The organism is Mesorhizobium sp. B2-5-11, from assembly GCF_006440835.1.
Taxonomy (GTDB): domain Bacteria; phylum Pseudomonadota; class Alphaproteobacteria; order Rhizobiales; family Rhizobiaceae; genus Mesorhizobium.
Map to the genome: position 1 here is coordinate 656,458 of NZ_VFUK01000001.1, position 25,538 is coordinate 681,995.

A 25,538-nucleotide genomic window follows, 5' to 3' on the forward strand; every position below is an offset into this window, starting at 1 on the left:
GCCTCATTGCGTGACAAGTTTGGCGTCGGTGTCGGCCAGCTGCCGTGCAAGCCGCAGCGCCGCCATCAGGCTGTCGGGCCGGGCGATGCCCTTGCCGGCGATATCGAAGGCGGTGCCGTGGTCGGGCGAGGTGCGGATGAAGGGCAGGCCGAGCGTGACATTGACCGCTTCATCGAAGGCCAGCGCCTTGGCCGGTATCAGCGCCTGGTCGTGATACATGCACAGCGCCACGTCGTAGCCGGCCCGGGCCCGGGCATGGAACAAGGTATCCGCGGGCAACGGCCCGAACGCGTCGATGCCTTCGGCTCGCAGGATCTCGATCGCCGGTCGGATGATGCGCTGGTCCTCCAGGCCCATGGAGCCATCCTCGCCCGCATGCGGGTTGAGGCCGGCGATGGCGAGCCGTGGGTTGGCGATGCCAAAGCGGTCCCTGAGGTCGGCGGCGGTGACCCGCGTCGTGGCGAGGATCAGGTCTGTGGTCAGCGCCTTCGGCACTTCGGCCAGCGCGATGTGAATGGTGACGGGAACGGTGCGCAGGTCGGGGCCTGCCAGCATCATCACCGGCATCGCTTCCACGCCGCTGTGGCGCGCCGCCAGATACGCCAGATATTCGGTGTGGCCAGGAAAGCGGAAGCCGGCGTCGTAGAGCGGCTTCTTGGCGATCGGGCAGGTGACGACGGCCGCGGCGTCGCCGGCGAGGCTGGCGGCCACCGCCCGATCGATCGCTTCGATGATGCCCGCCGCATTGGCCGGGTCCGGCTGGCCGGGGCTGTCGATGAAGCGGGCAGCCAGCGCAACGACCGGCAGTGCGTGGCCAAAGACCTCGCTTGCCTGCGCTGGCGTCGTTTCCTCGATAGGCAGCGAAACGCCGAGGCGGCGCGCCCGCGAGGCGATCAGCGCGGGATCGGCGAGGAGATAGAAGGGCGGAAGGGCCGCGGCGGTACGCGCCAGAAACGCGGCAATCGCGATTTCCGGCCCGATGCCGGAAGGATCGCCGACGCTCAACGCCAGCGCGCGCATCGCCCTGTCCACCTCAGCGCTTGACGATGCGGGCTTTTGCCTTCAGCTCGTCGACATATTTCTTGCTGAGATCGTCGGCCGCCTTGTCGTTGGAGCCTTCGCTCTGGAACACCATCTGGGCGACCTTGTCGTCCGACACCTCGCGCGACGAACAGATGCCGATGAACTCGACACCGCGCTCCGTTTGGCGGGTAGGCGTGGCGCCGCCAACCTTGGTGGCCTTGATCTGCTCGGCCCAGTCCGGCGGCAGTTGCGGCGCCAGCACCCGGCCGAGATCGCGAACCGTGACGTCGATCAGGCCCTTGGCGAACTGCCGCGTCGTGTTGCAGCCATTGAAGCGGGCACGCATGGCGTCGGCTTCGCGCTTGCGCTTGCCCAGCGTCGCGCTGCGTTCGGCCGCCGGCACGACGAAGATGACCTGCTGGAGCATGTATTCAGTGGCGCTCGGCTTGGAGCCGCCCTTGTCGAGCATGCGCCTGACCGCGTCCTGCTCGGTCACGCTGCCGCCCTCGCCGGAACGGTACCGCGCGCTCAAGGCCTGATTCCAGGCCATCTGGGCGCGGATGAACTCCTTGAAATGGCCCTTGCTGACGCCGGACTTTTCCATGACGCCGTCGAGCTGGCTGAGCTGCATCTTGTTGCTCGAGGCAAAGCGCTGGTACGCGGCCTCGACCTGCGCGTCGCTGATGTGAATCCCAAGCCGTCTGGCTTCGGCCATGCGCAAGGTCTGATCGATCATTTCCTGGCCGGCGTCGCCCTTCTTGCGCTGCAGCTTGAGGAAGGCGGCGCGATGCGCGATGTCGCCGCTGGTGATCGGTATGTCGTTGACGACGTACTTGATCTCGCTGGCGAAAGCCGGCGGCGTGATGACGGTCATCGACACGGATGTCGCCACCACAAGAAGCGCCAACCCTGCTGAAAAGAGGTATTTCCTCATCGCAAACATCCCAATTCTATCCCGGTCCCGCCCAACTTCATCCTTCTTCGGGGTTTGTGAAGTCCCTGCCAGCCCTATGCGGCGAAACGATGTCGCGGGCTACTGGGTGGTATCGAAGGCGCTGCTCGACGATCCGAAATCGCCGAGGGTGCGGAACGACAGGTTGAAGCCGATGCTCTGCGTCACCTCCCTGGTGTTCAGGTCGCGCGACTGCGAGTACGTCATCAGATAGGTGAAGCAGGAATCATTGTAGGCGAAACCGACCCCGTCCTTGACCAGCAGGCTTTCCTCGAGGTCATAGGTTCCCGTCCCGAACACGCGCCAGTTCTCGGCAAGATGCGTGGACGCGCCGAGCGTGACCTCGTGGCGGTCGGTGGTGAAACCATAGAGCGGCTGAGCCTGGATGAAGGCGTATTTGGCGCTCAGCGACACCGGCAGGCCGGAATAGGCGGCCTTTACCTCGGCGCGGCGAACCTCGAAGCTCTGCTCGTCGAAACGGCCGCTGACCGAGGCGGCGAACCCGTTCGGGCTGCTGACGCCAAACAGGCCGACATAGTCCGACTTGGTGTTTTCGAGGCCCGAATAGGCGCCGACATTGACCAGGTCCGGCGCGTCGAAGGAGTTCTCGCCGCCGATCTGGTAGGACTGGCCGAAGATGGCGTTGGTGCCCCAGCCGTTGATGTAGGAACCGGAATAGCGCAGGCCCACATTGGCGCGCGAGCCGCCTTCGATGCGGTCATAGCCGGAGAACTTGTCGCGCTCGAACAAGGTGCTCGCGTCGAAAACCATGCTCTGCGCATCTTCGTTCGGGACGGCAAGGCCGCCGACATATTGTTCGTTCGGGCGCAGGAAGACCTGCGCCATCGGCTCGAACACATGACTGGAGCCGCTGGCCATCGAAAACAGCAGCGGCCAGCTCATCTCGAGTCCGGCGGTTGCCATATAGCGGGCGAAAGACGAGCGCATATCGTCCTGCTCGCCCAAATTCGTCGCCATCTGGTTGACGGCTGCGAGTGAAGCTGATGACGCGTTGACATAGTCCACGTCGCCCTGCAGCGCCAGCAAGGGTGTCAGCACCAACCCGTCATCGGTGACAAATGACCGCTTCCACTCGGCTTGGGCGGTGAGCCGGCCGGATTCGCCCTCGATGCCGCGCACACGTTGGGTGCCTGAAGGGGGGAAGTAGGGGGTGAAATAGGTCTCGTCGAGGTCATCGCGGCGGATGACGCGCGAATTGACGTTGAACGACAGCTGGCCGCCTGCGACCGATGTATCCGGAATGTAGGCATAGTCGAGCGAGGGCAGCACCCAGGGCTGCTGGCCGCTTCGCGCAGCGATGCTGCTGTCGAGCGTGTTTTCCTGGACCTCGAAATGCATGGCGCGCAGGTCGAAATAATTACGGCCGTCGAGCCCCGTCAGGTAAACCGACGACTGGTGAACGTACCCGTTGTATTTGTCGATGGCGTAGGTATTCGAGAAGTTCTTGTCGGTCTGCAGCAGCACGTCCCAGCCGAAATTCCAGCGCGAATTGATGGCGAACTGGCCTTGTGTGCCCATCATGCCGCGGAATTTGTTGGGATCGCCGGCCTTGCCCGAATCGATATTGCGGCCGGCGGCGTCGATGAAGGCGTCGGGGTCTCGTTGCTGAATCCCCGCGATCTTCAGGCTGTATTCGCCATTGTTGAAGCGCTGGCGCCACTCGGCCTCACCGAGAAAGCCCTGCTTGGTAAAGCCGGTGCCGGTGACGGTCAGGTCGTAGGTCGGCGAGAGCGCGAAATAATAGGGGACCTTCACTCCCACGCCCAGATCGCTTTTGAAGATGATGCCGGGGATCAGGAAGCCGCTCTTGCGCTTCACCGTCGGGTCGGCGATCTCGAACGCCGGCAGGTAGGCGAGCGGGAAGCCGAAGAATTCGAAATTCGCGTTCTCGAAGCGGACCGTCTTCTTCTCGCCGTTCCAGATGATCTTCCTGGCCTTCACACGCCAGGTCGGCGCCTTGTCGGGCTTGTCCTCGCACGGTTCGCAGGCAGTGTAGACGCCATTGTGGAAGGTGGTCAGCACGCCGCCCATGCGTTCGGCGCTTTCGGCGGCGAAATAGGCCTTGTCGATGGTTTCGACGCGGAGCGCGTTGACGAAACCGTCGGCGAAGTCGTCGGTGATGTCGATATGATCCGAATTGATCTTGGTGCCGTCGCTATTGATCACCTCGACATTGCCGCTTGCGACCATGCGCTTGGTGTTGCGGTTGTACTCGACCTTCTGCGCGACAAGTCGGTTGCCGCCATAGTCGATCTGCACGCCGCCGACGGCGGTCACGGTCTGATTGTCGTTGTTATAGACCAGCGTATCGGCCGCCAGCAGCATCTGCGAGCCGGACGGCACCTTGGTCGCCATGTCGCCGACATCCTGCGCGATCGCAGGCAGCGGAACCGCGCATGCAAACAGGCATGCCAAGGCGGTCGCCGCATAAAGGCGCGCCAAACCGGCCTGCCTGTTACTGGGCAAAAAGGCCTCCCTCACTAGCCGTCTTCCTTGTATAGCAGGAAAGTCACCCCGAAGAACATAGCTACCACGACCGGCACCCAGGCAGCTACGACAGTCGGCACGAACCCCGCCACGCCGAATGCCTTCACCAGCACCGAAACGACATAAAGCAGAAACCCGGCAACGACGCCACCCAGAATCATCGTTGCCGATTGCCCCATCCTCGCAAATCGCATTGAAACTGTTGCCGCAATCAGCGTCATGGCGACGAGCAGGAACGGCAACGCCACCAGCGAATCGAACTGCATGGCAAAGGCATTTGCCTTGAGACCGAAAGAACGGGCAACCTCGATTTTTCCCGGCAGATCGTAGAATGGAATGGTCTCCGGGCGCGCCAGCCGCTCCTGCACGAATTCGGGCTTCAGATTGGTCGGCACGCGATCGTTTGCCGCAGGCTGGATGGTGCCGTTCCTGAAGGTCTTGACGTCCTGCAATTCCCAGTAGCCGTCCCGCAGGTAGGCGCGCGCGGCATCCTTGCGCTCGACGATATCGCCTTGCGGGTCGAGGATGAAAAAGACAGCGTCAGCCATCTCCAGGCCCTGATTGAGGATGGCGCGCGCTCCGATGATGGTGTCTCCGGAGCTGGTTTTCTGCCGGATCCAGGGCGCGGCGTCGGCCGACACCGTATTCGACTTGCCCGAGCGCAACTGGGTTTCGATCTGTTCGGACCAGGAAAAGGCGTGCGCTGCGAGCGGGTTGATGAGACCGACCGACAGGACGCCGAACAACAGCGCTCCGATGCAGCACGGCAGAAGGAACTGCCAGGCCGAAACGCCGGCTGAGCGCGCTATGACCAGTTCATACCTGCGGTTGAGCGAGACCAGCGTCGCCATCGCCGAGAAGAGACCGACAAACGGCACGGTCTGCAGCATGATCATCGGCATCCTGAGTCCGGAAATGGCCAGCGCCGTTCCATAGGTGAAGCCGGGCAGGCCGGTCGTGCGGCCGGAAAGCTCGGTGAAATCGATCAGGAACACCAGCGCAAGCAGGCCGATGAAGAACCACACGGTGATCGTGACATAGCGGAAGAAGAAGTAGCGTCCCAGCGTCCAGCCCATCAGCTGACCCCCTGGCCCGAGGCGCTGCGCCTGGACAGGCGCAGCTTGACGGCATTCCAGGCTTCAGCCATCCGGCTGGCGAGATTCGTCAGCCAATCTGCCCAGACCACTGGCAGTTCCATCGTCCGGTTGGATGCGATGAACCAGATTGCCACCGCCGACGACACGATGGGCACGCCGTAGACCATATACGCATATTGCGGAACCTCATCGGCCTTGCTGGCGGCGAAAAAGCCCAGCCAGCGCACGAACAGCGATATCGCGATGGCCGTGATCAGCGGATTGACGCGCGCCTCGCGATGCGAGCGTGCGTCTCCGGCGACCGCGAGTGCGATCAGGGCGAAAACCATGGAATAGAGCCATTCCGAGAACCGCTGGTCGACCTCCGCCCGGTATTCGTTCGGGCGCTGCTGGTAGACCTTGTCATTGGCACTCGGGTTGAGCAGGTACTGGGTCGTCTGGTCTTTTGGCATCAGCGTCACCTCCGACGCTGCCGCCATGAAGGCCGACATGTCGAAGGCATAGGAGGTGAAGCGGATGACCGAGAGGTCGCCGGTCAGTGTCTTTCGATGGATGACGCCGTCATTCATCATCAGCACCTTTTCGCCGCCGCGTTCGATGATGCTGCCGGTCTTGGCATAGTAGACGAGGTTGACGCCTTCCTCGCGCGAATCCGCGACGAAGATGCCGCCCAGCCGGTTGTCGGGAAGCCGCTCGCCTATCTGCAGGAACAGCCCGTCATCGATCTTGCGGAATGTGCCCTCCTGGATGATCAGCGACAGAAGATCCGCGCGTGACTCCGCCACCAGCATCCGGTTCTTCTGGCGCGCATAGGGGTCGATGCCGTTGTCGACGGCGAAGGAAAAGACGCTGGCTGCGGCCGCGAGAATCATGATCGGCCGCACAATGGTCCAGCGCGAGGCGCCCGCTGCGTTGACGACGGCAAGCTCCGAATCCGAATTCATGACGCTGAGCGTCTGGGCAACCGCCACCACGAGCGCGAAGGGCACCACGATCGGAATGATCGAGGGAAGAATGAGGGCCGCAACCTCGAAGAAGGTCAGCGCCGACTGGCCGCTGTCGGTGACGAGGTCGATCTTGGCCAGCACCTGCGTCGTCCAGACAATGGCCAGCGTCCAGGCCAGCGCTGCAATAAAGACCACGAAAGCGCGGCGCATGATGTAGCGTTCAACGACCTTCATGAAGGCTTTTCTCAATTTTCTCGAACGGCATCATGCCACCGGATAAGGGTAGCCGTCCGGCGACGCCCGCACAACTGGCTGCGTCGGGCTCTGTCAGGCAGACGATCCGGTTCCCGTCCCACATCGCGCGCCACGTTGGGCCGGAGTGTCGGCGGGATTGGATAAGAAAGGGCGAACATCGATGGTTAACAACAGGTTGCGGCCAAAAAGCGGAGCCGTGCCGCGACGAATCGCCGTCGATTCATGTGCCATATGGGGAGCCCGTTTGGCAAAGTCTTGCCAAATGCCGGAAAACGACCAAATGTCGCGGATCGCTTCCAACCGCTTCGCGCGAGCCGCGCATTCCCCGAAAGCAGGACATGATGAACCAGAGACCCTCGATCGCCTTCGCAAAATTCGCCGCGCCGCAGACCGCCGCGAACAGAAGGGGGACGGTCTTCGTGCTGGCGGCGGATGATGGCGGCCTGAGCGAAACCGCCGCGGCGTATGATCCCGGCAAGACGCTGGAACGGGCCTTCCCTGTGGCCGAATTCACGGCCAAGTTCGCCAGCGTGGTGGAAGTGCTGACGCCACAGGCAAGCTCGCTCGACAGGCTGGTCGCGATCGGCGCCGGCAAGGTGTCGGGGCTCGACGAATACGCCTGGACGAAGCTTGGAGGCACCATCGCGGGGTCGCTACGCAAGGCGACGGACGTGGCGGTGGTGCTCGACGTGGTCGGCGCCTCGTCAAGCGGTGCGCAGGCGGCCAGCCTTGCCGCGGGTATTCTTCTGCGCAGCTATTCCTTCGACAAGTACAAGACCAGGAAAGACAAGGACGATGGCCAAGGCGACAAGGCCGAGCCGAAAAAGCCGGCCAAGATAACCATCCACACCGCCGATCCGGCGGGCGCGAAGAAGGCCTTCGCCGAGACCGAGGCGGTGATCGACGGCGTGCTTTTGGCGCGTGACCTCGTCAACGAGCCGGCGAACGTCCTGGGACCTGTCGAGTTTGCCGCCCGCGCCAAGGAACTGGAGGCCCTCGGCGTCAAGGTCGAGATCCTGGCCGAGAAGGAAATGAAGAAACTCGGCATGGGGTCGCTGCTCGGAGTCGCGCAGGGCTCGCCGCGCGGCGCCCGCATGGCCGTCATGCAGTGGAACGGCGGCAAGGCCAAGGACAGCCCGGTCGCCTTCATCGGCAAGGGCGTCACCTTCGACACTGGCGGCAATTCGATGAAACCGGCATCCGGCATGGAGGACATGAAGGGCGACATGGGCGGGGCCGCGGCTGTGACCGGGCTGATGCATGCGCTCGCCGGCCGCAAGGCGAAGGCCAATGTCGTCGGCATCATTGGGCTTGTGGAAAATGCCGTCGACGGCCATGCGCAGCGTCCCGGCGACATCGTTACCTCGATGTCGGGCCAGACCATCGAAGTGCTCAACACCGATGCGGAGGGGCGCCTGGTGCTGGCCGACGCGCTCTGGTACTGCAATGACCGCTTCCAGCCGAAGTTCATGGTCAATCTGGCGACGTTGACCGGCGCGATCATGGTCGCGCTCGGCCAGCACTATGCCGGCCTGTTCTCCAACAATGACGAACTGGCGGAACGCCTGGCGACAGCCGGGCAGTCGACGCAGGAGCGACTGTGGCGCATGCCGCTCGGTCCTGAATATGACAAGCTGATCGATTCCAAGAATGCCGATATGAAGAACATCGGCGGCCGCTATGGCGGCGCCATCATCGCCGCGCAGTTCTTGCAGCGCTTCGTCAAGGACACGCCCTGGGCGCATCTCGACATCGCAGGCACTGCCATGGGGGCGCTGTCGAACGAAATCAACCAGTCCTGGGGTTCCGGCTTTGGCGTGCGGCTGCTCGACCGGCTCGTGCGCGACCACTACGAGAGCTGATCGGGACCCATGGCCGATGTGCTGTTTTATCACCTGACCGAATCGACGCTGGAGGATGCGCTGCCCGGCCTACTTGAGCGCAGCGTCGATCGCGGCTGGCGCGCCGTGGTGCAGACAGGCACCGAGGAGCGGCGCGACGCGCTCGACCAGCATCTGTGGACGTTCCGTGACGATTCTTTCCTCGCGCACGCCACTGATCGCGAAGCCCATCCCGCTGAACAGCCGATCCTTTTGACCACCGGCGAAGGCAACCCGAACGCGGCGCAGATACGCTTCCTGGTGGACGGCGCTGCGCCGCCGGACCTTGGCGGCTACGAGCGCGCCGTGTTCCTGTTCGACGGCCACGATGCGGCCCAGGTCGAGGCCGCCCGCGGGCACTGGAAGACGATGAAAGACGCCGGCCACGCGGTGACGTATTGGCAGCAGACGCCCGACCGCCGCTGGGAACGCAAGGCCTGAGGGACGTCAGCGGCGGCTGATCACTGCCTTGTTGATAATGTGGATCGCGATCATCGAGCCGGAAGAAACCTGTCGCTCGTCACATGAGCAGCCTTACTTCTTCCCCTGCGGATGGATCGTCTCGCCGCGTTTGAGCATCTCGACAAAAGTCTCGATCTTCTTCCTGCGCCCGGCTTCGGTCTTCATGTTGTGGATACGGAAGGCGAGCGCGAAGCGGTTCTGCGCGCTGAGTTTTTCGAGCATTTGCCGAGCCTCTGGCTCGGCATCGATCGCGGCCTGCAGGTCATCGGGAATTTTCATGTCCTTGCCGCTGGCATAGGCACGCGCCCAGCGGCCATCGGCCTTGGCGGCTTCGACCTCGGCGAGCCCATGCCGCGTCATCCGGCCGTCGTCGATCAGCCGGGCGACATTGTCGATGTTGATCTGGCTCCAGATGCTTTTCTTCGTCCTCGGCGTGTAACGCTGCAGGAAGCTCTTGTCGTCGAGCCCCTTGCGCACCGCGTCGATCCAGCCCCAGCACAGCACGACCTCGATCGCCTCCTTTGCCGAGATCGACTTCAGTCCCGAGCCGGTCTTGTGGATTTTGATCCAGACCTCGGTTTCCCTGTCATGATGCTCGCCGAGCCAGGTATAAAAGCTCTCGGCGTCCTCGAATTCGTGCACCTTGTCGGGGTCGACCTTGACCGGCGCCATTTGCGGCCTCGTCCATGCTTTGCGATTGCACCTTTCAATGCGGCATTTCCCGCTGGATGACAATCGAAGGCGAAGATCATGGCGCTGCCCGATGACGGCGGTTCTGCGGTGGCCCGCAGGCGCGGACCACCGCAGGGTCGTTTCACTGCCCGCCCATTTCCTTCTTGAACGTGTCGAAATCGACCTGCATGCCATTGAAGATGGTGCTCCAATGGCGGGTCAGCGCCGCCATCGCCACCGCCTCCTGGATTTCCTCATCGGTAGCGCCGGCGCGCTTGGCGTTTTGCGTGTCCGACCAGATGCAGTAGTTGCACGGGATCTGCGCCGCCACTGCCAGCGAGATCAATGACTTTACCTTTGGCGGCAGCGCCGTCTTGTCGCTGAGTTCGATGGCCTTGACCTCGGCCCAGGCGCCGGGCAGACCGGCTTTGGGAAGTTGCTTCACAAAGCTCGGCACGCCGCCCATGGTCGACTGGATGTCCTTTATGGTTGCATCGTAGTCGTCGGCATAGGCAGGGGCCGCGGCGAGGACGCAGGCCACGGCGGTTAGAGCCAACGCACGATGGAGGGACGAATGCACGGATTTGGCAATGCGATGGTGTGACATGTTTTCCTCCTCTGGTCTTTGTTAGCCTTACTGTGTAAGGTGAAGTGAAAAATGAACCTTACGCTGTAAGTTGTCAAGCGCGGCCATGGACTCATCGATCAAAAAAAAGCGAGCACGCGGACGGCTGTCCCGCGAGATGATCGAGGATGCCGCTTTCGAGGTGATCGAGAAGGAGGGCCTTTCCGGTTTTTCGATGCGCAAGCTCGCCGCCGTGCTCGGCTGCGAGGCGATGAGCATTTATCATCACTTCCCCTCGCAAGCGCACCTCTATGAGGCGTTGGTCGATCGCCAGGTCAGCGGGATGGTTATCCCCGACGACAGCATGCCGTGGCGCGACAGGATTCGGATGGTCATGCATGAGTTTCGCCGTGTTGCGAGGGAGCACCCGGCCTTTGCGCCATTCCTTGTCGTCTACCGGATGAATTCGCCGCCTTGCCTTGCGATGCTGAACGGCGTCATCGGCCTGTTCGAGGCTGGCGGTTTCGGCCCGGAACTCAGCGCCAGGCTGTTTCGCACCGCCAGCTATTATCTCATGGGCGCGATCCTCGACGAGACCGCGGGCTACGCCAAGGGCCCGTCGGCGGTGACCACCGTCGACGACGAGCAACTGGCGAAGGATTTCCCCAGTGTCATGGCGGCCGGGACCTATTTCGACACCGGCGGTTTCGACAAGACATTCGAACTCGGCCTCGACATGCTATTGGACGAAATGGAGCGCCTGCGCGACAGCGCCAATGCAGCCTAATTGTCCGGCAACGTCCGATTACAAGGTGATTCCCTGAATGCGCTTTCTGTTCCTGTTGATCCTGCTCGCCGGCATCGGCGTCGGCGCCATCTATCCATGGGCGATGACTAATTTCTCCGGTCACCAGATCGGCAGCTGGCGGGTCTATGAGGGCGGCCGCTTCAGGCAGGTCACAGTGCCGCTTGCCGCGCGCGATGCGCCGGTCAGGGTGCTGGTCGACTTGACCGCGAGGGCCGAGCGCATCGTTTCGCAGCAGCGCACAGTGCTGACGCTGACAGCCGCCTCCGGCGGCCGCACGGTGCTTGCCTCGACGCTTCAGTTCAATCATTCCGACAATCCGCGTCAGGCGAGCCCGCAACTGCCCGACAAGATCTTCCGCGATGAGGCTGGCGTGATCCGGACCGTCGGCCCCGGCCCCTATGTCTTCACCGTCGGTCCCGGCGACGCCGACGACATCCCGATACGCGCGGTCGATCTTGTCTTGCGCTCCGGTGTGGGCGAGACCGACAGCCGTGCGCGACCGGTTGGCTTCGCGCTGATGGCGATCGGCTTGATCGGCTTCCTGCTGTCCTTGCGTTCTGCCGGCGGCCGGCCGCAAAATCCGAATTCACAGCCACCGCCGCCACGTTGGGGCAGGGGTTCCACATGAACTATCGCCACGCCTATCACGCCGGAAATTTTGCCGACGTCCTCAAGCACGTCGTGCTGACGCGGCTGCTTGAATATCTGAAGCAGAAGGACAAGGCGTTCCGCGTCATCGACACTCATGCAGGCATCGGCCGCTACGATCTGTCCTCGCCCGAGGCGCAGAAGACCGGCGAATGGCAAGGCGGCATCGGCCGGCTGGTCGATGCCGCGCCCGAAGCCCAGGCCGCAATGCTGCTCGCGCCCTATCTCGACGCGGTGCGTGCGTGCAACGCAGACGGTCAATTGAAAAAATATCCAGGCTCGCCGCTGGTCGCGCGGCACCTTCTGCGCAAGCAGGACCGGCTATCGGCGATCGAGCTGCACCCGAAGGATGTCGCGAAGCTGAAGACGGAATTCGCCGGCGATTTCCAGACAAGGGTGATCGAGCTCGACGGCTGGCTGGCGCTCGGCGCGCACCTGCCGCCGAAGGAAAAGCGCGGACTGGTGCTGATCGATCCGCCATTCGAGGAAGAGGGCGAGTTCGGCCGCCTCGTCGACGGGCTGGCGAAGGCGCACAAGCGCTGGCCGGGCGGCATCTATGCGCTGTGGTATCCGATCAAGGACCGCAAGGCGGTGATTGGCTTCCGCAAGGCGCTGAAGGAAACCGGCGTTCCGAAATTGCTCGACATCGAATTCGAAATCCGGCCCGCGTCGCAAGCGCCCAGCCTCGACGGCAGCGGCCTGGTCGTGGCCAACCCGCCCTTCACGCTGGAAGGTGAATTGCGCATTCTCCTGCCGGCCCTGCACAAATTGCTGGTCTTGGAAAAGCCGGCGCACTGGACGCTGAACTGGCTGGCAGGGGAGTAGCAGCGGGATGCAGGCTGCGAGCGGCGTCCTTACAGATGCGCCAAGACAAACAGTTAAAGCGGGTCTGCGGCCGGCCCGGCTCCGCTCCGCTGGAATTGGTGGCCGGCTTCTGCCTCGCCATCGGCGCCGCGGTGCCCTATGCCGCCGGCGCGCTCATCCTGTTCACGGTGGCGGCGAACCTGCTCGTCCTGCCCTTCTGGCGCCATCACGGGCCGGAAAGGCAGGCGTTGAGGTCCGCCTTCCTGGTCAACATCGCCGTTATCGGCGGGCTGCTGCTGGCGGCGCGCCCCGGCTGATGGCCGGCGGCCACGCCCTGGAAACCATTGTCAATGCAATCGCTTGACCGCCGCCCGGCGAATCCCGCACAGTGCGCGCAATCGACCTTGAGAGGCTGCCATGACTCGCTTCGCCCGCTCCGCCCTTGCCGCCCTGATCTCGCTCTGCACGCCATTTGGCACATCGCTTGGCTTCACCCAGGCGGCGCAAGCCGCCGATCTTGCCGTCTATTCTGACGAGGACAGCGGCATTTGCGGCGAGGCCTGGGTGCTGAACAAGATCACCAGCCGCTTCTCCTATCAGGTGCGACACGTCCCGCACCTGCCGGATGTCGCGATCACCGATTTCCACCGCATCCACCAGCACCGCTACTTGCCGGCCAGCGAGGAATGGCCGATCGGCCGTCGCTATTGCGGCGCCACGGTCGCCCTGTCAGATGGCCGCGACCGCGCCATCTGGTACCTGATCGAGGAAGGCCAGGGCTTTGCCTCGATCGGCGACAATGTCGAATTCTGCGTCTCGGGCTTCGACCGCTGGATGGTCTACAACGGCCGCTGCCGCATCCTGCGCTAGCGGGCGGTTTCCAGTCGATTTCGTTGGTGCCTGCGGCCTAAGCCGCGGGCCTTTTCTGCGACTCGGGTATCGGCCCTGACGAAAATATGTGCCGCGCGGCACGCGCCGACAATGTTTGCCAATCGCAGTGCTATTTCCTGCCTCGCGTCGCCTCGGCTTCACCGATGATCTTTCGAAGAAAGGCAACGTGACCGCGAAAAGCGCGCCGCCCGATCGTCGTTGCTCTGATCCGTGTCCGCGGCCGCCGCCCGACGAAAAGCTTTTCAACATCGACGTAGCCCGCTTTGGCCAGCGTGTCGAGATGCGCGCCGAGATTTCCGTCGGTGGTTTCGATCATAGCCTTCAGCTGCGTGAACTCCAGCGCCTCGCGTCTTTCCAGCGTGTTCAGGGCGGCCATGATCCTGAGCCGTGTACTCTGATGGATGATGTCGTCGGCACTCATCAATTGGCTCCAATGCTGCGGACCTTGAGCTGTCACCCTATGGCTCTGCAGCCTCGGGCAGTACTAACCATTCGCCTTTGTGAACGACATCGAACACACTTGCCAGAATACTCTGGCATGCAGAGTAATCTGTCAATTCAGTGATGAAGCCAGGCTTGACAAGGTGATCTCCAGATCGGCGCATCGCATTGCACTTGTAATCCGAAGGGACCGGTCGCCTGCAAAAGATGATCATTCTCTATAAGCCGAAGCTCATGATATTCGCGGCCGAAGATCAATGCGTGAAGCTACTTGCTGATCTTTGCAGCTTCATGGCAGGCGCGCCCACGCAGCGCATCGAGAATGTCGATGCCAAATTGCTGGCGATATCGGAAGATAACGCCATATTTTTGCGATGATGAGTGTGATCATGTGTCGATCGCAACGAAAATTTAAGCTGAGAAAATCATATCATTGCTTCGCTGGCTAGCGAGGCGCGAGTCAGATAAGCATGACACGCCGGGCCATTAACGGTCGTCGGCATAACGCAAGGGGCATCGCATGGCTAAGCAGTCATCAAAAGCGCCGGCATCCAAGGCACCGGCAAAGAAAGCACCTGTAAAAGCGGCGGCGGCGAAAGCCACGACCGCAGTCAAGAAAGCAGCACCCGCTGCCAAGCCGAAGGCGGCAGCGCCGAAGGCAAAGGCGGCACCGGCCAAGAAGCCGGCAGCCAAGGCCGCCGCGAAACCGGCGGCGAAGAAGGCAGCGCCCGCCAAGGCCAGCGCCGCATCCGCAAAGAAGGCTGCACCGGCCAAGAAGGCCGCTCCGGCAAAGAAAGCCGCTCCGGCCAGGAAGCCGGCTGCCAAGGCCGCGGCCAAGCCCGCTGCAAAGAAGGCAGCCCCTGCCAAGGCTCCGGCCAAGGCTGCCGCGGCGAAGTCTTCGGCACCGGTGAAGAAGGCGGCGCCAGCCACCAAGAAAGCAGCGCCGGCGAAGGCCGCGAAGAAATAGTCACGTTTCTTCGCGCCGGGGACCGTGTCGGCAGAAATGAGGGCAGGTGCCGTTGAGGCCTCGCGCCCTCTGCTCTGGCATTGGGGCGCAACGAGAGGGGCGGACGCCAGATATCTTTCGCAGTTCCCAGGACTTCGCCGCAGGGCGAAGTCCGGTGGGCTTTTGTTGCCCGCGCCATCACGCGGCGACGGGACGATCGTTGGTCTTGTCCGGCCTGTCGGAGTGTTGCCGTCATCACATGTGGCGCATCCTGATCAAGGCGTACAAGAGACCAGGGCATGCAGGAGTGGTCGCCGGCTGCTGGCGGCTGGTTTTTCCGCTTCTGGCTGTTGCGCGGGGAAGGGCGCCCGGTCAACAGTGACGGGCTGCCAACAGGAACCCGATCATGCCGAAGCTGCTTTACGCCTCCACGTCCCCCTATAGTTCCAAGGTACGAATGGCGGCCCTTTATGCCGGCATCGCGGTCGACCTGGCGCCTGTCAAGACCGAAGACAAGCCGGCCGAACTGATCGGCGCCAATCCGCTGGGCAAGATCCCCGTGCTGGTGCTCGACGACGGCCGCTCGATCCACGACAGCCGAGCTATCACCCAGCAGCTCAACCGGATGTCGAAGAGCGCGCTGTTTCCGCGCAATCCCGACAAGCGGCTGGAAGCGGAAGTGCTGGAAGCGTTGGCGGACGGCATCTGCGACTGTGCGCTGTCGATGGTTTATGAGCGCCGCACGCGGCCCGAGGAGATGGTCTACCAGCCCTGGCTCGATCGCCAGTGGGCGAAGATCACCGCCGCGCTCGATCTACTCAACGCCAATCCGCCGAAACTGCCGAAGAAGATCACCGCCGGCCAGATGGCGCTGCGCGCCTGCCTTGGCTACCTGGCGCTGCGTTTCGCCGGGAAATGGGAAAAAGGCCGCAACCGGCTGGTCCGCTGGGCCGCGCGCTTCGATGAGAAATTCCCGGACCTGAAGCCCTGCGTTCCCGCGTGAGCGGCCGACAATAAAAAAGCCGGGCGCGAGGCCCGGCTTCTTCGTGTCGTGGCTTGAACGACTTAGAACTTCATACCGACGCCGAAGGTGACGCGGTTGTCGGTGGCCTTGACCTTGCCGATGCCATCGAAGTCCTTGCTGCCGAAGTCGGTGTAGCGGTATTCGACGCGGCCGAACACATTGTCGGTCAGCTTGATGTCGGTACCAAGACCGGCGGTCCAGCCGATCATGGTGGCGCGGTCGCTGGCGCCGAGGACGCTGTCCTCCACCTTCAGGCTCCTGCCGGCGAGACCACCGGTGCCGTAGAGCAGGATTTCCGGGGTCACAGCGTAGCCGAGACGGGCACGCAGCGAGCCTTCGAAGCCGGCCTTGGAATCGATGCCATTATCGTCGCCCTTGACGCCGTTGTAGCCGAGTTCGGCTTCACCGCCGTAGACGAAGTTCTCCTGCTGCCACTGATAGCCGCCGAAGACGCTGCCGATGAAGCCCTTGGTATCGGTTTCAACGTCGAAATCCTTTTCCTTGGTACGGCCGCTGAAGCCATAGCCAAGATTAAGACCGGCATAGGGGCCGGCCCAGGACGCGACGGGCAGTTCGGCGACCGGGGCAGGCGCCGGCGGCTCTTCCTGGACCACATCGGCGGCATAGGCAGTTCCACCGAGGGCGAAGAGCCCGAGCGCTACGGCCAGCGGCCGTGCGAATTTGAGATTGGCTTGCATTGTTGTTTACTCCTTAAGCCACAGGACACAGGCTTGTTCTTACGATCGCCCATCAACCCGTCCGGGGGGTGAAACGGATCTGGCGTTCGTCGGTTCCAAATGTCGTGTCGAAATACGGCTGAAGCGAACCTGAACTTGGGTCATTCCCCGGCGCGAATGAGGCAGAAATTTGGCGTTGCATCTTCGCAACAGCGAAATGTCAGCAGATTGGCCGTGCTGCACCGCAGGTGGCTTGGTGCAAGGAGTCCAGCCTCCTATATTGTGTTGAGGCCGGCTCATTGCCGGCCGGCTCGAGATGCCGAACCGGCCGTTTCGCCACAATGTTGCCGCAGCTGCGAACGCCATTTAACGGGTGGCGGGCCATAATTTGCCGGCGCCCTCCTTCGCGCCGAAACCGAGGATTGACAACAGATGAGCAAAGCCACCGCGGCGCTGGTGACGGGCGGGGCAAAACGGATCGGTAGCGCGATTGTCGAGGATCTCGCCGCCCACGGTTTTGCCGTCGCCATTCACTGCAACCGCTCGCGCGATGACGCGGATGCGCTTGCCCAGCGGATCAACCGCGCCGGCGGCCACGCCGCCGTGGTCGCCGCCGATCTGACCGACATGGCCGAGGTCGGCGACCTGGTCGGCCGCGCCGAAGCCGCGCTCGGGCCGATCTCGCTGCTGGTCAACAACGCTTCGCTGTTCGAGGACGATTCGGTTCTTGATTTCGACTGGCAGGGCTGGGACCGCCACTTCGCCATTCATGTGAAGACCCCGGCGCTGTTGGCGCAGAACTTTGCCCGGGCCCTGCCGGACGGGCGGGAGGGGCTGATCGTCAACATGATCGACCAGCGTGTCTGGCGGCCGACGCCGCGCTACTTCTCCTATGCGCTGTCGAAGTCCGCCTTGTGGACGGCAACCCAGATGATGGCGCAGGCGCTCGGCCCGCGCATCCGCGTCAATGCCATCGGTCCCGGCCCGACCTTGAAGAACGCGCACCAGGACGACAGTGACTTTGCCGCGCAACTCGCCGGTCTCATTTTGAAACGCGGCCCGCAATTGCCGGAATTCGGCGCCACAATCCGCTATCTCTGGGAAGCCCGCTCGGTTACCGGGCAGATGATCGCGCTTGATGGCGGCCAGCATCTTGCATGGCGCACACCTGATGTGACAGGCATGACGGAATGAGTCCCGCAGAGCAGAAACACAAGATGCGTGGCGGCGCCGACGATCTGCCTCCCGAAATCGACGTCGAGGACGAGGCGGCGGAGGAGATCGTCGAACCGGCCGGCCCGGACGTCGCCTTCACCGCCATCGACTGGACGCCGCATGCCGGCGATGCCGACGGCATGGTCGGCGCCGAAGTGATCCAGACGCTGGTCAAGCGGCTGCCCAATGCGCCGGGCGTCTACCGCATGATGAATGCCAATGGCGACGTGCTCTATGTCGGCAAGGCTCGCAGCCTGAAGAAGCGCGTCACCAATTACGCGCAAGGCCGCTTCCACACCAACCGCATCGGCCGCATGGTGCGCGAGACCGCGACGATGGAGTTCGTCGTCACTCGCACCGAGATCGAGGCGCTGCTGTTGGAGGCCAACCTCATCAAGCGGCTGCGGCCACGTTTCAACGTGCTGATGCGCGACGACAAGTCGTTTCCCTACATCCTCTTGACCGGCGACCATGTCTCGCCCGGCATCTACAAGCATCGCGGCGCGCGTTCGCGCAAAGGTGATTATTTCGGCCCCTTCGCTTCCGCGGGCGCGGTCGGCCGCACCATCAATTCCTTGCAGCGCGCCTTCCTCCTGAGGAGTTGCACCAACTCCTTCTACGAGAACCGCACGCGGCCTTGCCTGCTCTATCAGATCAAGCGCTGCGCCGGTCCGTGCACCGGCGAGATTTCGCATAGCGACTATGCCGAGCTGGTCGCCGAGGCGAAGGATTTTCTTTCCGGCCGCAGCCAGAAGGTGAAGACCGAGATTTCGGCCGCCATGCAGCAGGCCTCGCAAGACCTCGATTTCGAGCGCGCCGCCATCTATCGAGACCGGCTGGCGGCACTCTCGCACGTGCAGAGCCACCAGGGCATCAATCCGCAGACCGTCGACGAGGCCGATGTCTTCGCAATCCATCAGGAGGGCGGCCAGGTCTGCATCCAGGTGTTCTTCTTCCGCACCGGCCAGAACTGGGGCAACCGCGCCTATTTCCCGAAGGCCGATCCGGCGCTGGAAGGCGCAGAGGTGCTGGGCTCGTTCCTGGCGCAGTTCTATGACGACAAGCCGACGCCGCGGGCCATTCTGCTGTCGCACGCCGTGGAGGACCAGGAACTGTTGGCCGAGGCGCTCTCGACCCGCGCCGGCCGCAAAGTATCGATCTCGGTGCCGCAGCGCGGCGAGAAGAAGGACCTGACCGACAACGCGTTGCAAAATGCCCGCGAGGCGCTCGGCCGTCGGCTGGCCGAAACCTCGACGCAGGCCAGGTTGCTCGCCGGCTTCGCCGAGACCTTCGGGCTCGAAAAGCCGCCGGTGCGCATCGAGGTCTACGACAATTCGCACATCATGGGCACCAACGCTGTCGGCGCCATGGTCGTCGCCGGGCCGGAAGGTTTTGTGAAGAACCAGTACCGGAAATTCAATATCCGCTCGACCGAGATCACGCCCGGCGACGATTTCGGCATGATGCGCGAAGTGATGGAGCGGCGGTTTTCACGATTGCTCAAGGAGCATGGCGATGTGACGCCCGACGATGCCGCGGCAGGCGAGGCGGACAGCGATGAGGGCGACATGTCGGGCGGCTTCCCTGCCTGGCCCGACGTCATCCTGATCGATGGCGGCCAGGGTCAGATGAGCGCCGTGCGCAAGATCCTCGCCGATCTCGGCATCGAGGACCGGGTCGTGGCCATCGGCATCGCCAAGGGCCAGGACCGCGACGCGGGCCGCGAGCGCTTCTTCGTCAAGGGCAGGGACTCGTTTTCGCTGCCGGTACGCGATCCCGTACTCTATTTTGTCCAGCGCCTGCGCGACGAGGTTCACCGTTTCGCCATCGGCTCGCACCGGGCCCGCCGCAAGAAGGAGATGGTCAAGAGCCCGCTCGACGAGATCGGCGGCATCGGCCCCAGCCGCAAACGGGCGCTGCTGATGCATTTCGGCACCGCCAAGGCGGTCGGTCGCGCGGCAATCGAGGACCTGGTAAAGGTCGACGGCATTTCCGAGCAGGTGGCCAGACTGGTTTACAACCATTTTCACGAGAACTGATGCATGTCGCCCGAAAGCGACCATCGGCTCCCGGGCGAAGCAAGGAGCGGCGCGGCGTAGCCCGCGAGATGACAAGATTGGCCTATTTTTGCTGGCCAATCGATTTTGGCCTGTTGACCCCCTACATCAGCTTCTGATTTGAGTACGCAGGCAGAAAGAGTTCCCCCGGATATGGCTCAGCGCGCGTTCAACCTCCCGAACATCCTCACCTACGCCCGCATTATCGCGGTGCCGCTGGTGGTGCTGTGCTTCTTCCTCGAGGGGCATCTGAAGTCGAGCGACTTCGCCCGCTGGTCGGCGCTGATCATTTTCCTGCTGGCGTCCATCACCGACTATTTCGACGGCTATTTCGCCCGCGCCTGGAAGCAGACCTCGAACATCGGCAAGATGCTCGACCCCATTGCCGACAAGCTGCTGGTCGCGACATGCCTGCTGCTGCTTGCCGCTGACACCGACCGCCATGCCGGCATTGCCGGCTGGTCGCTGTGGGCGGCGATCATCATCCTGTGCCGCGAAATCCTGGTTTCGGGCCTGCGCGAATATTTGGCGGCGCTCAAGGTCTCCGTGCCGGTGACGCAGCTTGCCAAATGGAAGACCACTATCCAGATGGTCGCCATCGCCTTCCTGCTCGCCGGTCCGGCCGGCGACAAGATTTTTCCGCTGACCACACAGACCGGCCTGGTGCTGTTGTGGATCGCTGCCCTGGTCACGCTTTATACCGGCTATGACTATTTCCGTGCCGGCCTCAAGCACATCATGGACGAATAGGATGACGAAGCTCATCTACTTCGCCTGGGTGCGGGAGCGAATCGGCAAGCCGGACGAAGACGTGGAATTGCCGCATGGCGTCGACACGGTTGCGGACCTGTTGCGCTGGCTGAAGTCGCGCGGCGAGGAATACGACCATGCGCTGCAACATCCCGACGTGATCCGCGTCGCTATCAACCAGGAACATGTCGAGCACGGCGAAAAGATATCTGGCGCGCGCGAGATCGCGCTGTTTCCGCCGATGACCGGGGGCTGAGATGGCCGGCGCGGTCGTACCTGTCGTGCGCGTCGAGGCGCAGGATTTTGACGTCGCCGCCGAAATCGCCAGACTGACGCAAGGCCGCGCCGACATCGGCGCTGTGGTCACCTTCTCGGGCCTGTGCCGTGACGAGCAGGGGACGCTCTCGGCCCTTGAGCTCGAGCATTATCCGGGCATGGCAGAGGCCGAAATCGCCCGCATCGCGGCCGAAGCGGTTCAGCGCTGGCCGCTGCAGGGCATCACCGCCATCCACCGTCATGGCAAGATCCGGCCAGGCGAGAACATCGTGCTGGTGGTGGCGGCCTCCGTGCATCGGCAAGCCGCGTTCGAGGCGGCGAATTTCCTCATGGATTATCTGAAGTCGCAGGCTCCCTTCTGGAAAAAGGAGCATCATGCCGACGGCTCCGAGGGCGGCTGGGTCGAGGCCAAGGAGAAAGACGAGCAGGCGGCAGGGCGCTGGAAAAGGCCACCGTCCGAATAATTTTGCATCAGCCACGCATTGACCGCAATCCTTTGGCCAATTCGTTGTTGGTCAGCCTGGGCTGTGGCCAGCCCGGGGAAGGGAGATGGTCGTGCTGGACAGGATAGCGGAGTTCTTCGTCTTCGGTTTCGTGCCTCTGGTCGTCGGTATACTGGCCGTGCCGGAACTCTCCGTGGCCGCCGAAAAAGCCCTGAAAGGCGAGGTGACCTACCGCGAGCGCATCGCTTTGCCGCCCAATGCCGTGCTCTCGGTCCAGCTTGCCGATGTCTCGTTGGCCGACGCGCCCGCCAAAATCGTCGGCGAACAGAAGCTGACGCCGGCAGGCCAGGTGCCGATCAGCTTTGCGGTCAAATTCGATCCGTCCCGGATCCAGCGGCGGATGACCTATGCGTTGCAGGCCCGCATCACCGTCGGCGACAGGCTCCTGTTCATCTCGGATGAGCGCCATCAAGTCGATCCGCTGACCGATGCGCCGCAAACAATCATGCTCAAGATGGTGACGCCAAGTCCCGAGCCCACTGCTTCCGTTCTCGATCAGCTTTGGCTTCTCGATTATGTCGACGGCGTAGCCATCACCGCATCGCAAGCGACATTCCGGGTGAGTGAAGCAGGCAAGGCCGACGGCAACGGTCCCTGCAACAGCTATTTTGCCACCGCCAACCTCGATGGCCAGAAGATCGCGATCAGCGACATCGGCTCGACCTACAAGGCCTGCGCGCCCGAGGTGATGGCGGAGGAAAAGGCGCTGTTCGAGGCTCTGGCAAAGGCGGCTTCGTATAAAGTCGATGCCGGCAAGTTGACCATCGCCGACGGGAACGGCCGCGAAATCCTGCGTTTCAGCGCCGCGAGCTGATGCCGTGAAAGGGCTGTCGGCGGAGGTCAGCCGCTCATTTTTTCGAACACGGCGCCATAGTGGTAGGGCGGCACGTCGACCAGCTCGATGAATTTGAGGCCGGCCGCCTCGACGGCCGTGATGGTCTGTTCCGGCGATATCCTCAATTCGGTCTTCGGTCCGCGGGGCTCGCCGAGCACCGTGGTTTGTTCACGCGGCTGCTGATGCCAGTTGACGACAACAAAGCGTCCGGCAGGGACGAGCGCTTCGCTAACGGCTCGCGCCAGCCGTGGCCGGTCCGGCACGCCGTGGAAGGCGTTTGCCATGAAGATGAAATCGACGGGGCGGGATATCAGGCTCGCGAGTTCATAGGCATCGCCCGCTACGAGATCGAAATTCCTCGTGCCGTTTTCATTGAGCCGGCGACGGGTGACGTCGAGCAGGTCGGTATCGATATCGATGCCGACGACATGGCGGGCGACCCTGGCGATGGGCAACGCAAACCAGCCGTCGCCACAGCAGAGGTCGGCCACCTCCATGCCCGGCTTCAGTCTCGTTGACGAAAGCACGGCACCGGGGTCGGGCCACAGCACCTCCCACCAGCCGCTCGATGGCATCTCGGTGCCCTGGAAGAAGCCGGGAATGGTGCTGGTCATGCTTCGCCGGCTCCCTGTGCCTGACCGACTTTAGCGCGGGCAAGGGTTCAACGGCAGTGCCGGATCGATCCGTTTCAATGAAAAAGGCCGGCAATCCGCCGGCCTTTTTCGGTCACAATGCCAGGGTCGGCTCAGCCGACGATCTCGGTGTCGGAGAACCAGTACTTGATCTCCTGCGCGGCGGTTTCCGGCGCGTCCGAACCGTGCACCGAATTCTCGCCGATCGACAGCGCATGCACCTTGCGGATGGTGCCTTCGGCGGCGTTGGCCGGGTTGGTGGCGCCCATCACCTCACGGTTCCTGGCAATGGCGTTCTCGCCTTCCAGCACCTGCACGATCGTCGGCGCCGACGACATGAATTCCACCAGCTCGCCGAAGAACGGACGATCCTTGTGGACGGCGTAAAAACCTTCCGCCTCACGGCGGCTCATCCAAACGCGGCGCGAAGCGATGACGCGCAGACCGGCATCTTCCAGCATCTTGGTGATGGCGCCGGTGAGATTGCGCCGCGTTGCGTCCGGCTTGATCATGGAAAAGGTGCGTTCGAGCGCCATTGGGTCGTCCTTGTCTGGTTGGATTGGGAGTGGCGGGCTCTATACAAGCCGGCCGGCCCATTGCCAAGAGGAAGTCGACAGAGGTGTCGACGGGGGAAGTCGACGCCATGCGCGTTTGCGTGCCGGGCCGATTATCGGCGATGCCGCCGCCAGCCCGAGATCGGACGGCTGCAATATTAGGCTTTGCTTGCTATAGTCGCATGTCGGCGCCGCGCTGAGGTCGGCCCGGATGGAGACCATGACCATGACAGACGATCGCCAGGAGCGCATTCGCAGCCGCGCACATCATATCTGGCAGGAAGAAGGGCAACCGGCCGGACAGCATGAGCGCCATTGGCAACAGGCGACGGCCGACATCGACCAGGAGGATGCAGGGTCATCCGCGTTGAAGAAGCCGGCAAGAAAGGCGGCCGTCGCCGGCAAGGCAAAAACCGCGCCCAAAGAGGCCAAGACCGCGGCCAAGCCCGGCAAGCCAAAAAAGGCGGCCAAATAAGACCTGGCCATAGCGGAGCCGATGGCTCATCGTTAGCCCTGCCGCAAGATCAGGCGCTACGGTTCACGCGGCCGCCGCAACCGTTCGACCCAGCCCGCCATGCAGGTCGAGGCAGCGGGCGAACCACTGCGCCACGACATCGTGGTCGTCGAGCAATGGGTAGGGCGAGGCGACGCGTGCCCATTGCAGCGCACCGAACACGATATAGTCGGCGAACAGGGGCGAATCTCCGCCGATGAATGGCTGATAGGCGAGCATCGAGCGCAGCGGCTCCAGCGAAGCCCTGAAATTGCCAAGCCCGGCGTCCCGCGCGGCCATCACCTCTTCCAGGCTCTTGCCCAGGCGCTGCTCCCGGCTCTGGCGGAAATAGGCGGCGTTCTCCGTATCCTGCATGGCATAAAGGTCCATGATCGCGGCGGTGGTCACATAGGGATGGATGGTCAGTTGCGACCAGCGCTCGATGAAGCGCGCCATGGCCTTGCCGCCTTCGCCGCCAAACAGCGACGGCCGGTCCGGATAGGTTTCGTCGAGATAAAGCGCGATGGCGAAGGAATCCGCGACGACCGTCTCGCCGTCGCGGATCACCGGCACGAGTTTCGATGCGCCGCCCTCGACGCGGGGCACTTCGAGAAAACGCGTCGGCACCGCGCTGATCTCCAGCCCCTTATGCGCCAGCGCCATCGTCGCCTTCCAGCAATGCGGGCTGAAGGGGCGGGTGGCGTCGCGTCCGACGAGATCATAAAGCAGAATGGTCATTGGCGGCGGCTTCCTTGCGGTTTAGGTATCCCGCAACGCCTCGACACAGGCCGGCGGGAGAAAAGATGAAACGGCACTTCATGATGTTTGCGGCCTATAATCAATGGGCCAATGGCCGCATCTACGATGCCGCCGCCGATCTCGACGAAGAGGAATTCAATCGCGACGTCGGCGCTTTCTTCGGCTCGATGAAGGGCACGCTCAACCATCTCCTGGCCGCCGATCGCATCTGGATGAAGCGCTTTACCGGCGAGGGCGATGCGCCGACGGCGCTGGACGCCATACTGTACCAGGCGTTGCCGGGCCTGCGCATGGCGCGCGAGGCGGAGGACCGGCGGATCGTCGACTGGGTTGGCGGTTTGAGCGACAAGGCGCTGTCGGGCCGCTTTATATACATGACGGTATCGGACATGCGCACCGTCTCGCAACGGCTGGCTCCGGCGCTCGACCACGTCTTCAACCACCAGACCCACCACCGCGGCCAGGCCCATATGATCCTGACGGTTCTGGGCCGCCCTTCCGTGCAGCTCGATCTGGCGCATTTCCAGCGCACCGAGGAAGGGCGCGCATACGCCTGATTTCGGCCGCCGGCTGCGATAGAGCAGTTTTCACCGTTTCACGGAAACTGCGAACTGAGGGCCGAAAGACGTTGGAGCGCGTTATGACCGACGACGCGTGTTTTACAGATATTGGCCTTCCAACCGGGCCGCCTAAGTCTGCCGACCCGAAAAATTAGCTTTTCTAGTTTGCACGGAGCCGATTTCCCTAAAAAATATTTGACTGCAAGTCTTGATTCGTTTTGAGATTTGCTGGTCCGTTTGGGGGACGCGGTTAAATAAATGCATCGACGAAATTCTTCTCTGGGGTAGATGATTTTGTCGCAAA

The 25,538-nt window shown here is 62.9% G+C and carries 30 protein-coding genes; 18 read left to right on the top strand and 12 right to left on the bottom strand.

Going from position 1 to position 25,538, the window contains the following annotated elements; genetic code table 11:
• Positions 1-3 precede the first annotated feature (3 nt).
• From pdxA to lptF, 5 genes are all read right to left on the bottom strand, one after another.
• On the bottom strand, positions 4-1,020 hold the full coding sequence (pdxA, locus tag FJ490_RS03295; RefSeq protein ID WP_181165137.1) for a 4-hydroxythreonine-4-phosphate dehydrogenase PdxA: 1,017 nt from the start codon (positions 1,018-1,020) through the stop codon (positions 4-6).
• A gap of 13 nt (positions 1,021-1,033) precedes the next feature.
• Positions 1,034-1,966: a peptidylprolyl isomerase gene (locus FJ490_RS03300; RefSeq protein ID WP_181165136.1), complete on the bottom strand. Its 933-nt coding sequence runs from the start codon at positions 1,964-1,966 to the stop codon at positions 1,034-1,036.
• Positions 1,967-2,056: 90 nt separating this feature from the next.
• Positions 2,057-4,477, bottom strand: coding sequence for an LPS-assembly protein LptD (locus FJ490_RS03305; RefSeq protein ID WP_181165135.1), 2,421 nt, complete (start codon positions 4,475-4,477; stop codon positions 2,057-2,059).
• Entirely contained in the window at positions 4,477-5,562 is a 1,086-nt protein-coding gene (lptG, locus tag FJ490_RS03310) for an LPS export ABC transporter permease LptG (protein ID WP_181165175.1), read from the bottom strand. Before lptG ends, FJ490_RS03305 begins: the two co-directional genes overlap by 1 nt.
• Complete coding sequence (gene lptF, locus FJ490_RS03315) at positions 5,559-6,761, bottom strand: LPS export ABC transporter permease LptF (RefSeq protein ID WP_140520640.1); 1,203 nt, start codon at positions 6,759-6,761, stop codon at positions 5,559-5,561. Before lptF ends, lptG begins: the two co-directional genes overlap by 4 nt.
• 362 nt (positions 6,762-7,123) lie before the next feature.
• On the opposite strand from lptF, the gene FJ490_RS03320 reads away from it, so the two are divergent.
• Together FJ490_RS03320 and FJ490_RS03325 are read left to right on the top strand one after the other, a co-directional pair.
• Complete coding sequence (locus FJ490_RS03320) at positions 7,124-8,644, top strand: leucyl aminopeptidase (RefSeq protein ID WP_140670139.1); 1,521 nt, start codon at positions 7,124-7,126, stop codon at positions 8,642-8,644.
• Positions 8,645-8,653: 9 nt separating this feature from the next.
• On the top strand, positions 8,654-9,103 hold the full coding sequence (locus FJ490_RS03325) for a DNA polymerase III subunit chi (RefSeq protein ID WP_140494426.1): 450 nt from the start codon (positions 8,654-8,656) through the stop codon (positions 9,101-9,103).
• A gap of 93 nt (positions 9,104-9,196) precedes the next feature.
• Here FJ490_RS03325 and FJ490_RS03330 read toward each other — a convergent pair whose 3' ends face one another.
• Positions 9,197-9,796: a YdeI/OmpD-associated family protein gene (locus tag FJ490_RS03330; RefSeq protein ID WP_140520638.1), complete on the bottom strand. Its 600-nt coding sequence runs from the start codon at positions 9,794-9,796 to the stop codon at positions 9,197-9,199.
• Positions 9,797-9,938: 142 nt separating this feature from the next.
• Positions 9,939-10,403 (bottom strand): carboxymuconolactone decarboxylase family protein, encoded by a 465-nt coding sequence (locus tag FJ490_RS03335; protein ID WP_140494422.1) that lies wholly within the window; start codon positions 10,401-10,403, stop codon positions 9,939-9,941.
• An 85-nt stretch (positions 10,404-10,488) separates the two neighbouring features.
• On the opposite strand from FJ490_RS03335, the gene FJ490_RS03340 reads away from it, so the two are divergent.
• The 5 genes from FJ490_RS03340 to FJ490_RS03360 all read left to right on the top strand — a co-directional run bounded on the left by FJ490_RS03340 (position 10,489) and on the right by FJ490_RS03360 (position 13,491).
• A complete protein-coding gene (locus FJ490_RS03340; protein WP_140633440.1) occupies positions 10,489-11,148 on the top strand; it encodes a TetR/AcrR family transcriptional regulator in 660 nt (219 codons plus the stop codon).
• Between the two features lie 37 nt (positions 11,149-11,185).
• Positions 11,186-11,797 carry a hypothetical protein gene (locus tag FJ490_RS03345; protein WP_140555734.1) on the top strand — a complete coding sequence of 204 codons (612 nt, stop codon included), beginning with the start codon at positions 11,186-11,188 and terminating at the stop codon, positions 11,795-11,797.
• A complete protein-coding gene (locus FJ490_RS03350) occupies positions 11,794-12,642 on the top strand; it encodes a 23S rRNA (adenine(2030)-N(6))-methyltransferase RlmJ (RefSeq protein ID WP_140728201.1) in 849 nt (282 codons plus the stop codon). Before FJ490_RS03345 ends, FJ490_RS03350 begins: the two co-directional genes overlap by 4 nt.
• Positions 12,643-12,677: 35 nt before the next feature.
• On the top strand, positions 12,678-12,938 hold the full coding sequence (locus FJ490_RS03355; RefSeq protein WP_181165134.1) for a DoxX family protein: 261 nt from the start codon (positions 12,678-12,680) through the stop codon (positions 12,936-12,938).
• 100 nt (positions 12,939-13,038) lie between these two features.
• On the top strand, positions 13,039-13,491 hold the full coding sequence (locus tag FJ490_RS03360) for a hypothetical protein (RefSeq protein ID WP_140494414.1): 453 nt from the start codon (positions 13,039-13,041) through the stop codon (positions 13,489-13,491).
• Between the two features lie 130 nt (positions 13,492-13,621).
• On the opposite strand, the gene FJ490_RS03365 is transcribed toward FJ490_RS03360, so the two are convergent.
• A complete protein-coding gene (locus FJ490_RS03365) occupies positions 13,622-13,933 on the bottom strand; it encodes a transcriptional regulator (protein ID WP_140633446.1) in 312 nt (103 codons plus the stop codon).
• A 227-nt stretch (positions 13,934-14,160) separates the two neighbouring features.
• Here FJ490_RS03365 and FJ490_RS32555 point away from each other — a divergent pair, with 227 nt between their 5' ends.
• From FJ490_RS32555 to FJ490_RS03375, 3 genes are all read left to right on the top strand, one after another.
• Entirely contained in the window at positions 14,161-14,331 is a 171-nt protein-coding gene (locus FJ490_RS32555) for a hypothetical protein (protein ID WP_181165133.1), read from the top strand.
• A gap of 142 nt (positions 14,332-14,473) precedes the next feature.
• Entirely contained in the window at positions 14,474-14,920 is a 447-nt protein-coding gene (locus tag FJ490_RS03370; RefSeq protein ID WP_140728202.1) for a histone, read from the top strand.
• Between the two features lie 385 nt (positions 14,921-15,305).
• The gene (locus FJ490_RS03375) at positions 15,306-15,902 is read left to right on the top strand and encodes a glutathione S-transferase family protein (RefSeq protein ID WP_140494408.1); all 597 of its coding nucleotides are present in this window, start codon (positions 15,306-15,308) and stop codon (positions 15,900-15,902) included.
• 62 nt (positions 15,903-15,964) lie between these two features.
• Here FJ490_RS03375 and FJ490_RS03380 read toward each other — a convergent pair whose 3' ends face one another.
• Positions 15,965-16,621: an outer membrane protein gene (locus FJ490_RS03380; protein WP_140494406.1), complete on the bottom strand. Its 657-nt coding sequence runs from the start codon at positions 16,619-16,621 to the stop codon at positions 15,965-15,967.
• Between the two features lie 411 nt (positions 16,622-17,032).
• Here FJ490_RS03380 and FJ490_RS03385 point away from each other — a divergent pair, with 411 nt between their 5' ends.
• The 6 genes from FJ490_RS03385 (at position 17,033) to FJ490_RS03410 (ending at position 22,215) form a co-directional block, all read left to right on the top strand.
• On the top strand, positions 17,033-17,794 hold the full coding sequence (locus tag FJ490_RS03385; protein WP_140517862.1) for an SDR family oxidoreductase: 762 nt from the start codon (positions 17,033-17,035) through the stop codon (positions 17,792-17,794).
• A complete protein-coding gene (uvrC, locus tag FJ490_RS03390; RefSeq protein ID WP_140728203.1) occupies positions 17,791-19,854 on the top strand; it encodes an excinuclease ABC subunit UvrC in 2,064 nt (687 codons plus the stop codon). The genes FJ490_RS03385 and uvrC overlap by 4 nt, the downstream gene beginning before the upstream one ends.
• A gap of 171 nt (positions 19,855-20,025) precedes the next feature.
• Positions 20,026-20,622, top strand: coding sequence for a CDP-diacylglycerol--glycerol-3-phosphate 3-phosphatidyltransferase (gene pgsA, locus FJ490_RS03395; RefSeq protein WP_140494400.1), 597 nt, complete (start codon positions 20,026-20,028; stop codon positions 20,620-20,622).
• Position 20,623: 1 nt separating this feature from the next.
• Positions 20,624-20,878, top strand: a complete 255-nt coding sequence (moaD, locus tag FJ490_RS03400; protein WP_140565071.1) for a molybdopterin converting factor subunit 1 — start codon at positions 20,624-20,626, stop codon at positions 20,876-20,878.
• A 1-nt stretch (position 20,879) separates the two neighbouring features.
• A complete protein-coding gene (locus tag FJ490_RS03405) occupies positions 20,880-21,362 on the top strand; it encodes a molybdenum cofactor biosynthesis protein MoaE (RefSeq protein ID WP_140517865.1) in 483 nt (160 codons plus the stop codon).
• A gap of 85 nt (positions 21,363-21,447) precedes the next feature.
• Complete coding sequence (locus tag FJ490_RS03410) at positions 21,448-22,215, top strand: YbaY family lipoprotein (RefSeq protein ID WP_224519189.1); 768 nt, start codon at positions 21,448-21,450, stop codon at positions 22,213-22,215.
• A 26-nt stretch (positions 22,216-22,241) separates the two neighbouring features.
• Here FJ490_RS03410 and FJ490_RS03415 read toward each other — a convergent pair whose 3' ends face one another.
• Together FJ490_RS03415 and ndk are read right to left on the bottom strand one after the other, a co-directional pair.
• Positions 22,242-22,850, bottom strand: a complete 609-nt coding sequence (locus tag FJ490_RS03415) for a class I SAM-dependent methyltransferase (RefSeq protein WP_140728204.1) — start codon at positions 22,848-22,850, stop codon at positions 22,242-22,244.
• Between the two features lie 131 nt (positions 22,851-22,981).
• Positions 22,982-23,404: a nucleoside-diphosphate kinase gene (gene ndk, locus FJ490_RS03420; protein ID WP_010915217.1), complete on the bottom strand. Its 423-nt coding sequence runs from the start codon at positions 23,402-23,404 to the stop codon at positions 22,982-22,984.
• A 244-nt stretch (positions 23,405-23,648) separates the two neighbouring features.
• On the opposite strand from ndk, the gene FJ490_RS03425 reads away from it, so the two are divergent.
• A complete protein-coding gene (locus tag FJ490_RS03425) occupies positions 23,649-23,897 on the top strand; it encodes a DUF2934 domain-containing protein (protein ID WP_224519203.1) in 249 nt (82 codons plus the stop codon).
• 63 nt (positions 23,898-23,960) lie between these two features.
• Here FJ490_RS03425 and FJ490_RS03430 read toward each other — a convergent pair whose 3' ends face one another.
• Entirely contained in the window at positions 23,961-24,653 is a 693-nt protein-coding gene (locus FJ490_RS03430) for a glutathione S-transferase family protein (RefSeq protein WP_140494385.1), read from the bottom strand.
• 65 nt (positions 24,654-24,718) lie between these two features.
• On the opposite strand from FJ490_RS03430, the gene FJ490_RS03435 reads away from it, so the two are divergent.
• Positions 24,719-25,231, top strand: coding sequence for a DinB family protein (locus FJ490_RS03435; protein ID WP_140494383.1), 513 nt, complete (start codon positions 24,719-24,721; stop codon positions 25,229-25,231).
• The last annotated feature ends 307 nt before the right edge of the window (positions 25,232-25,538 follow it).

What these genes read in the sequence shown, in the direction of transcription:
- pdxA (WP_181165137.1), bottom strand. Translation starts at nt 1,020, where the DNA reads ATGCGCGCGCTGGCGTTGAGCGTCGGCGATCCTTCCGGCATCGGGCCG.
- FJ490_RS03300 (WP_181165136.1), bottom strand. Translation starts at nt 1,966, where the DNA reads ATGTTTGCGATGAGGAAATACCTCTTTTCAGCAGGGTTGGCGCTTCTT.
- lptF (WP_140520640.1), bottom strand. Translation starts at nt 6,761, where the DNA reads ATGAAGGTCGTTGAACGCTACATCATGCGCCGCGCTTTCGTGGTCTTT.
- FJ490_RS03320 (WP_140670139.1), top strand. Translation starts at nt 7,124, where the DNA reads ATGAACCAGAGACCCTCGATCGCCTTCGCAAAATTCGCCGCGCCGCAG.
- FJ490_RS03325 (WP_140494426.1), top strand. Translation starts at nt 8,654, where the DNA reads ATGGCCGATGTGCTGTTTTATCACCTGACCGAATCGACGCTGGAGGAT.
- FJ490_RS03330 (WP_140520638.1), bottom strand. Translation starts at nt 9,796, where the DNA reads ATGGCGCCGGTCAAGGTCGACCCCGACAAGGTGCACGAATTCGAGGAC.
- FJ490_RS03335 (WP_140494422.1), bottom strand. Translation starts at nt 10,403, where the DNA reads ATGTCACACCATCGCATTGCCAAATCCGTGCATTCGTCCCTCCATCGT.
- FJ490_RS03340 (WP_140633440.1), top strand. Translation starts at nt 10,489, where the DNA reads ATGGACTCATCGATCAAAAAAAAGCGAGCACGCGGACGGCTGTCCCGC.
- FJ490_RS03345 (WP_140555734.1), top strand. Translation starts at nt 11,186, where the DNA reads ATGCGCTTTCTGTTCCTGTTGATCCTGCTCGCCGGCATCGGCGTCGGC.
- FJ490_RS03350 (WP_140728201.1), top strand. Translation starts at nt 11,794, where the DNA reads ATGAACTATCGCCACGCCTATCACGCCGGAAATTTTGCCGACGTCCTC.
- FJ490_RS03355 (WP_181165134.1), top strand. Translation starts at nt 12,678, where the DNA reads ATGCGCCAAGACAAACAGTTAAAGCGGGTCTGCGGCCGGCCCGGCTCC.
- FJ490_RS03360 (WP_140494414.1), top strand. Translation starts at nt 13,039, where the DNA reads ATGACTCGCTTCGCCCGCTCCGCCCTTGCCGCCCTGATCTCGCTCTGC.
- FJ490_RS03365 (WP_140633446.1), bottom strand. Translation starts at nt 13,933, where the DNA reads ATGAGTGCCGACGACATCATCCATCAGAGTACACGGCTCAGGATCATG.
- FJ490_RS32555 (WP_181165133.1), top strand. Translation starts at nt 14,161, where the DNA reads ATGATCATTCTCTATAAGCCGAAGCTCATGATATTCGCGGCCGAAGAT.
- FJ490_RS03370 (WP_140728202.1), top strand. Translation starts at nt 14,474, where the DNA reads ATGGCTAAGCAGTCATCAAAAGCGCCGGCATCCAAGGCACCGGCAAAG.
- FJ490_RS03375 (WP_140494408.1), top strand. Translation starts at nt 15,306, where the DNA reads ATGCCGAAGCTGCTTTACGCCTCCACGTCCCCCTATAGTTCCAAGGTA.
- FJ490_RS03380 (WP_140494406.1), bottom strand. Translation starts at nt 16,621, where the DNA reads ATGCAAGCCAATCTCAAATTCGCACGGCCGCTGGCCGTAGCGCTCGGG.
- FJ490_RS03385 (WP_140517862.1), top strand. Translation starts at nt 17,033, where the DNA reads ATGAGCAAAGCCACCGCGGCGCTGGTGACGGGCGGGGCAAAACGGATC.
- uvrC (WP_140728203.1), top strand. Translation starts at nt 17,791, where the DNA reads ATGAGTCCCGCAGAGCAGAAACACAAGATGCGTGGCGGCGCCGACGAT.
- pgsA (WP_140494400.1), top strand. Translation starts at nt 20,026, where the DNA reads ATGGCTCAGCGCGCGTTCAACCTCCCGAACATCCTCACCTACGCCCGC.
- moaD (WP_140565071.1), top strand. Translation starts at nt 20,624, where the DNA reads ATGACGAAGCTCATCTACTTCGCCTGGGTGCGGGAGCGAATCGGCAAG.
- FJ490_RS03405 (WP_140517865.1), top strand. Translation starts at nt 20,880, where the DNA reads ATGGCCGGCGCGGTCGTACCTGTCGTGCGCGTCGAGGCGCAGGATTTT.
- FJ490_RS03410 (WP_224519189.1), top strand. Translation starts at nt 21,448, where the DNA reads ATGGTCGTGCTGGACAGGATAGCGGAGTTCTTCGTCTTCGGTTTCGTG.
- FJ490_RS03415 (WP_140728204.1), bottom strand. Translation starts at nt 22,850, where the DNA reads ATGACCAGCACCATTCCCGGCTTCTTCCAGGGCACCGAGATGCCATCG.
- ndk (WP_010915217.1), bottom strand. Translation starts at nt 23,404, where the DNA reads ATGGCGCTCGAACGCACCTTTTCCATGATCAAGCCGGACGCAACGCGG.
- FJ490_RS03425 (WP_224519203.1), top strand. Translation starts at nt 23,649, where the DNA reads ATGACAGACGATCGCCAGGAGCGCATTCGCAGCCGCGCACATCATATC.
- FJ490_RS03430 (WP_140494385.1), bottom strand. Translation starts at nt 24,653, where the DNA reads ATGACCATTCTGCTTTATGATCTCGTCGGACGCGACGCCACCCGCCCC.
- FJ490_RS03435 (WP_140494383.1), top strand. Translation starts at nt 24,719, where the DNA reads ATGAAACGGCACTTCATGATGTTTGCGGCCTATAATCAATGGGCCAAT.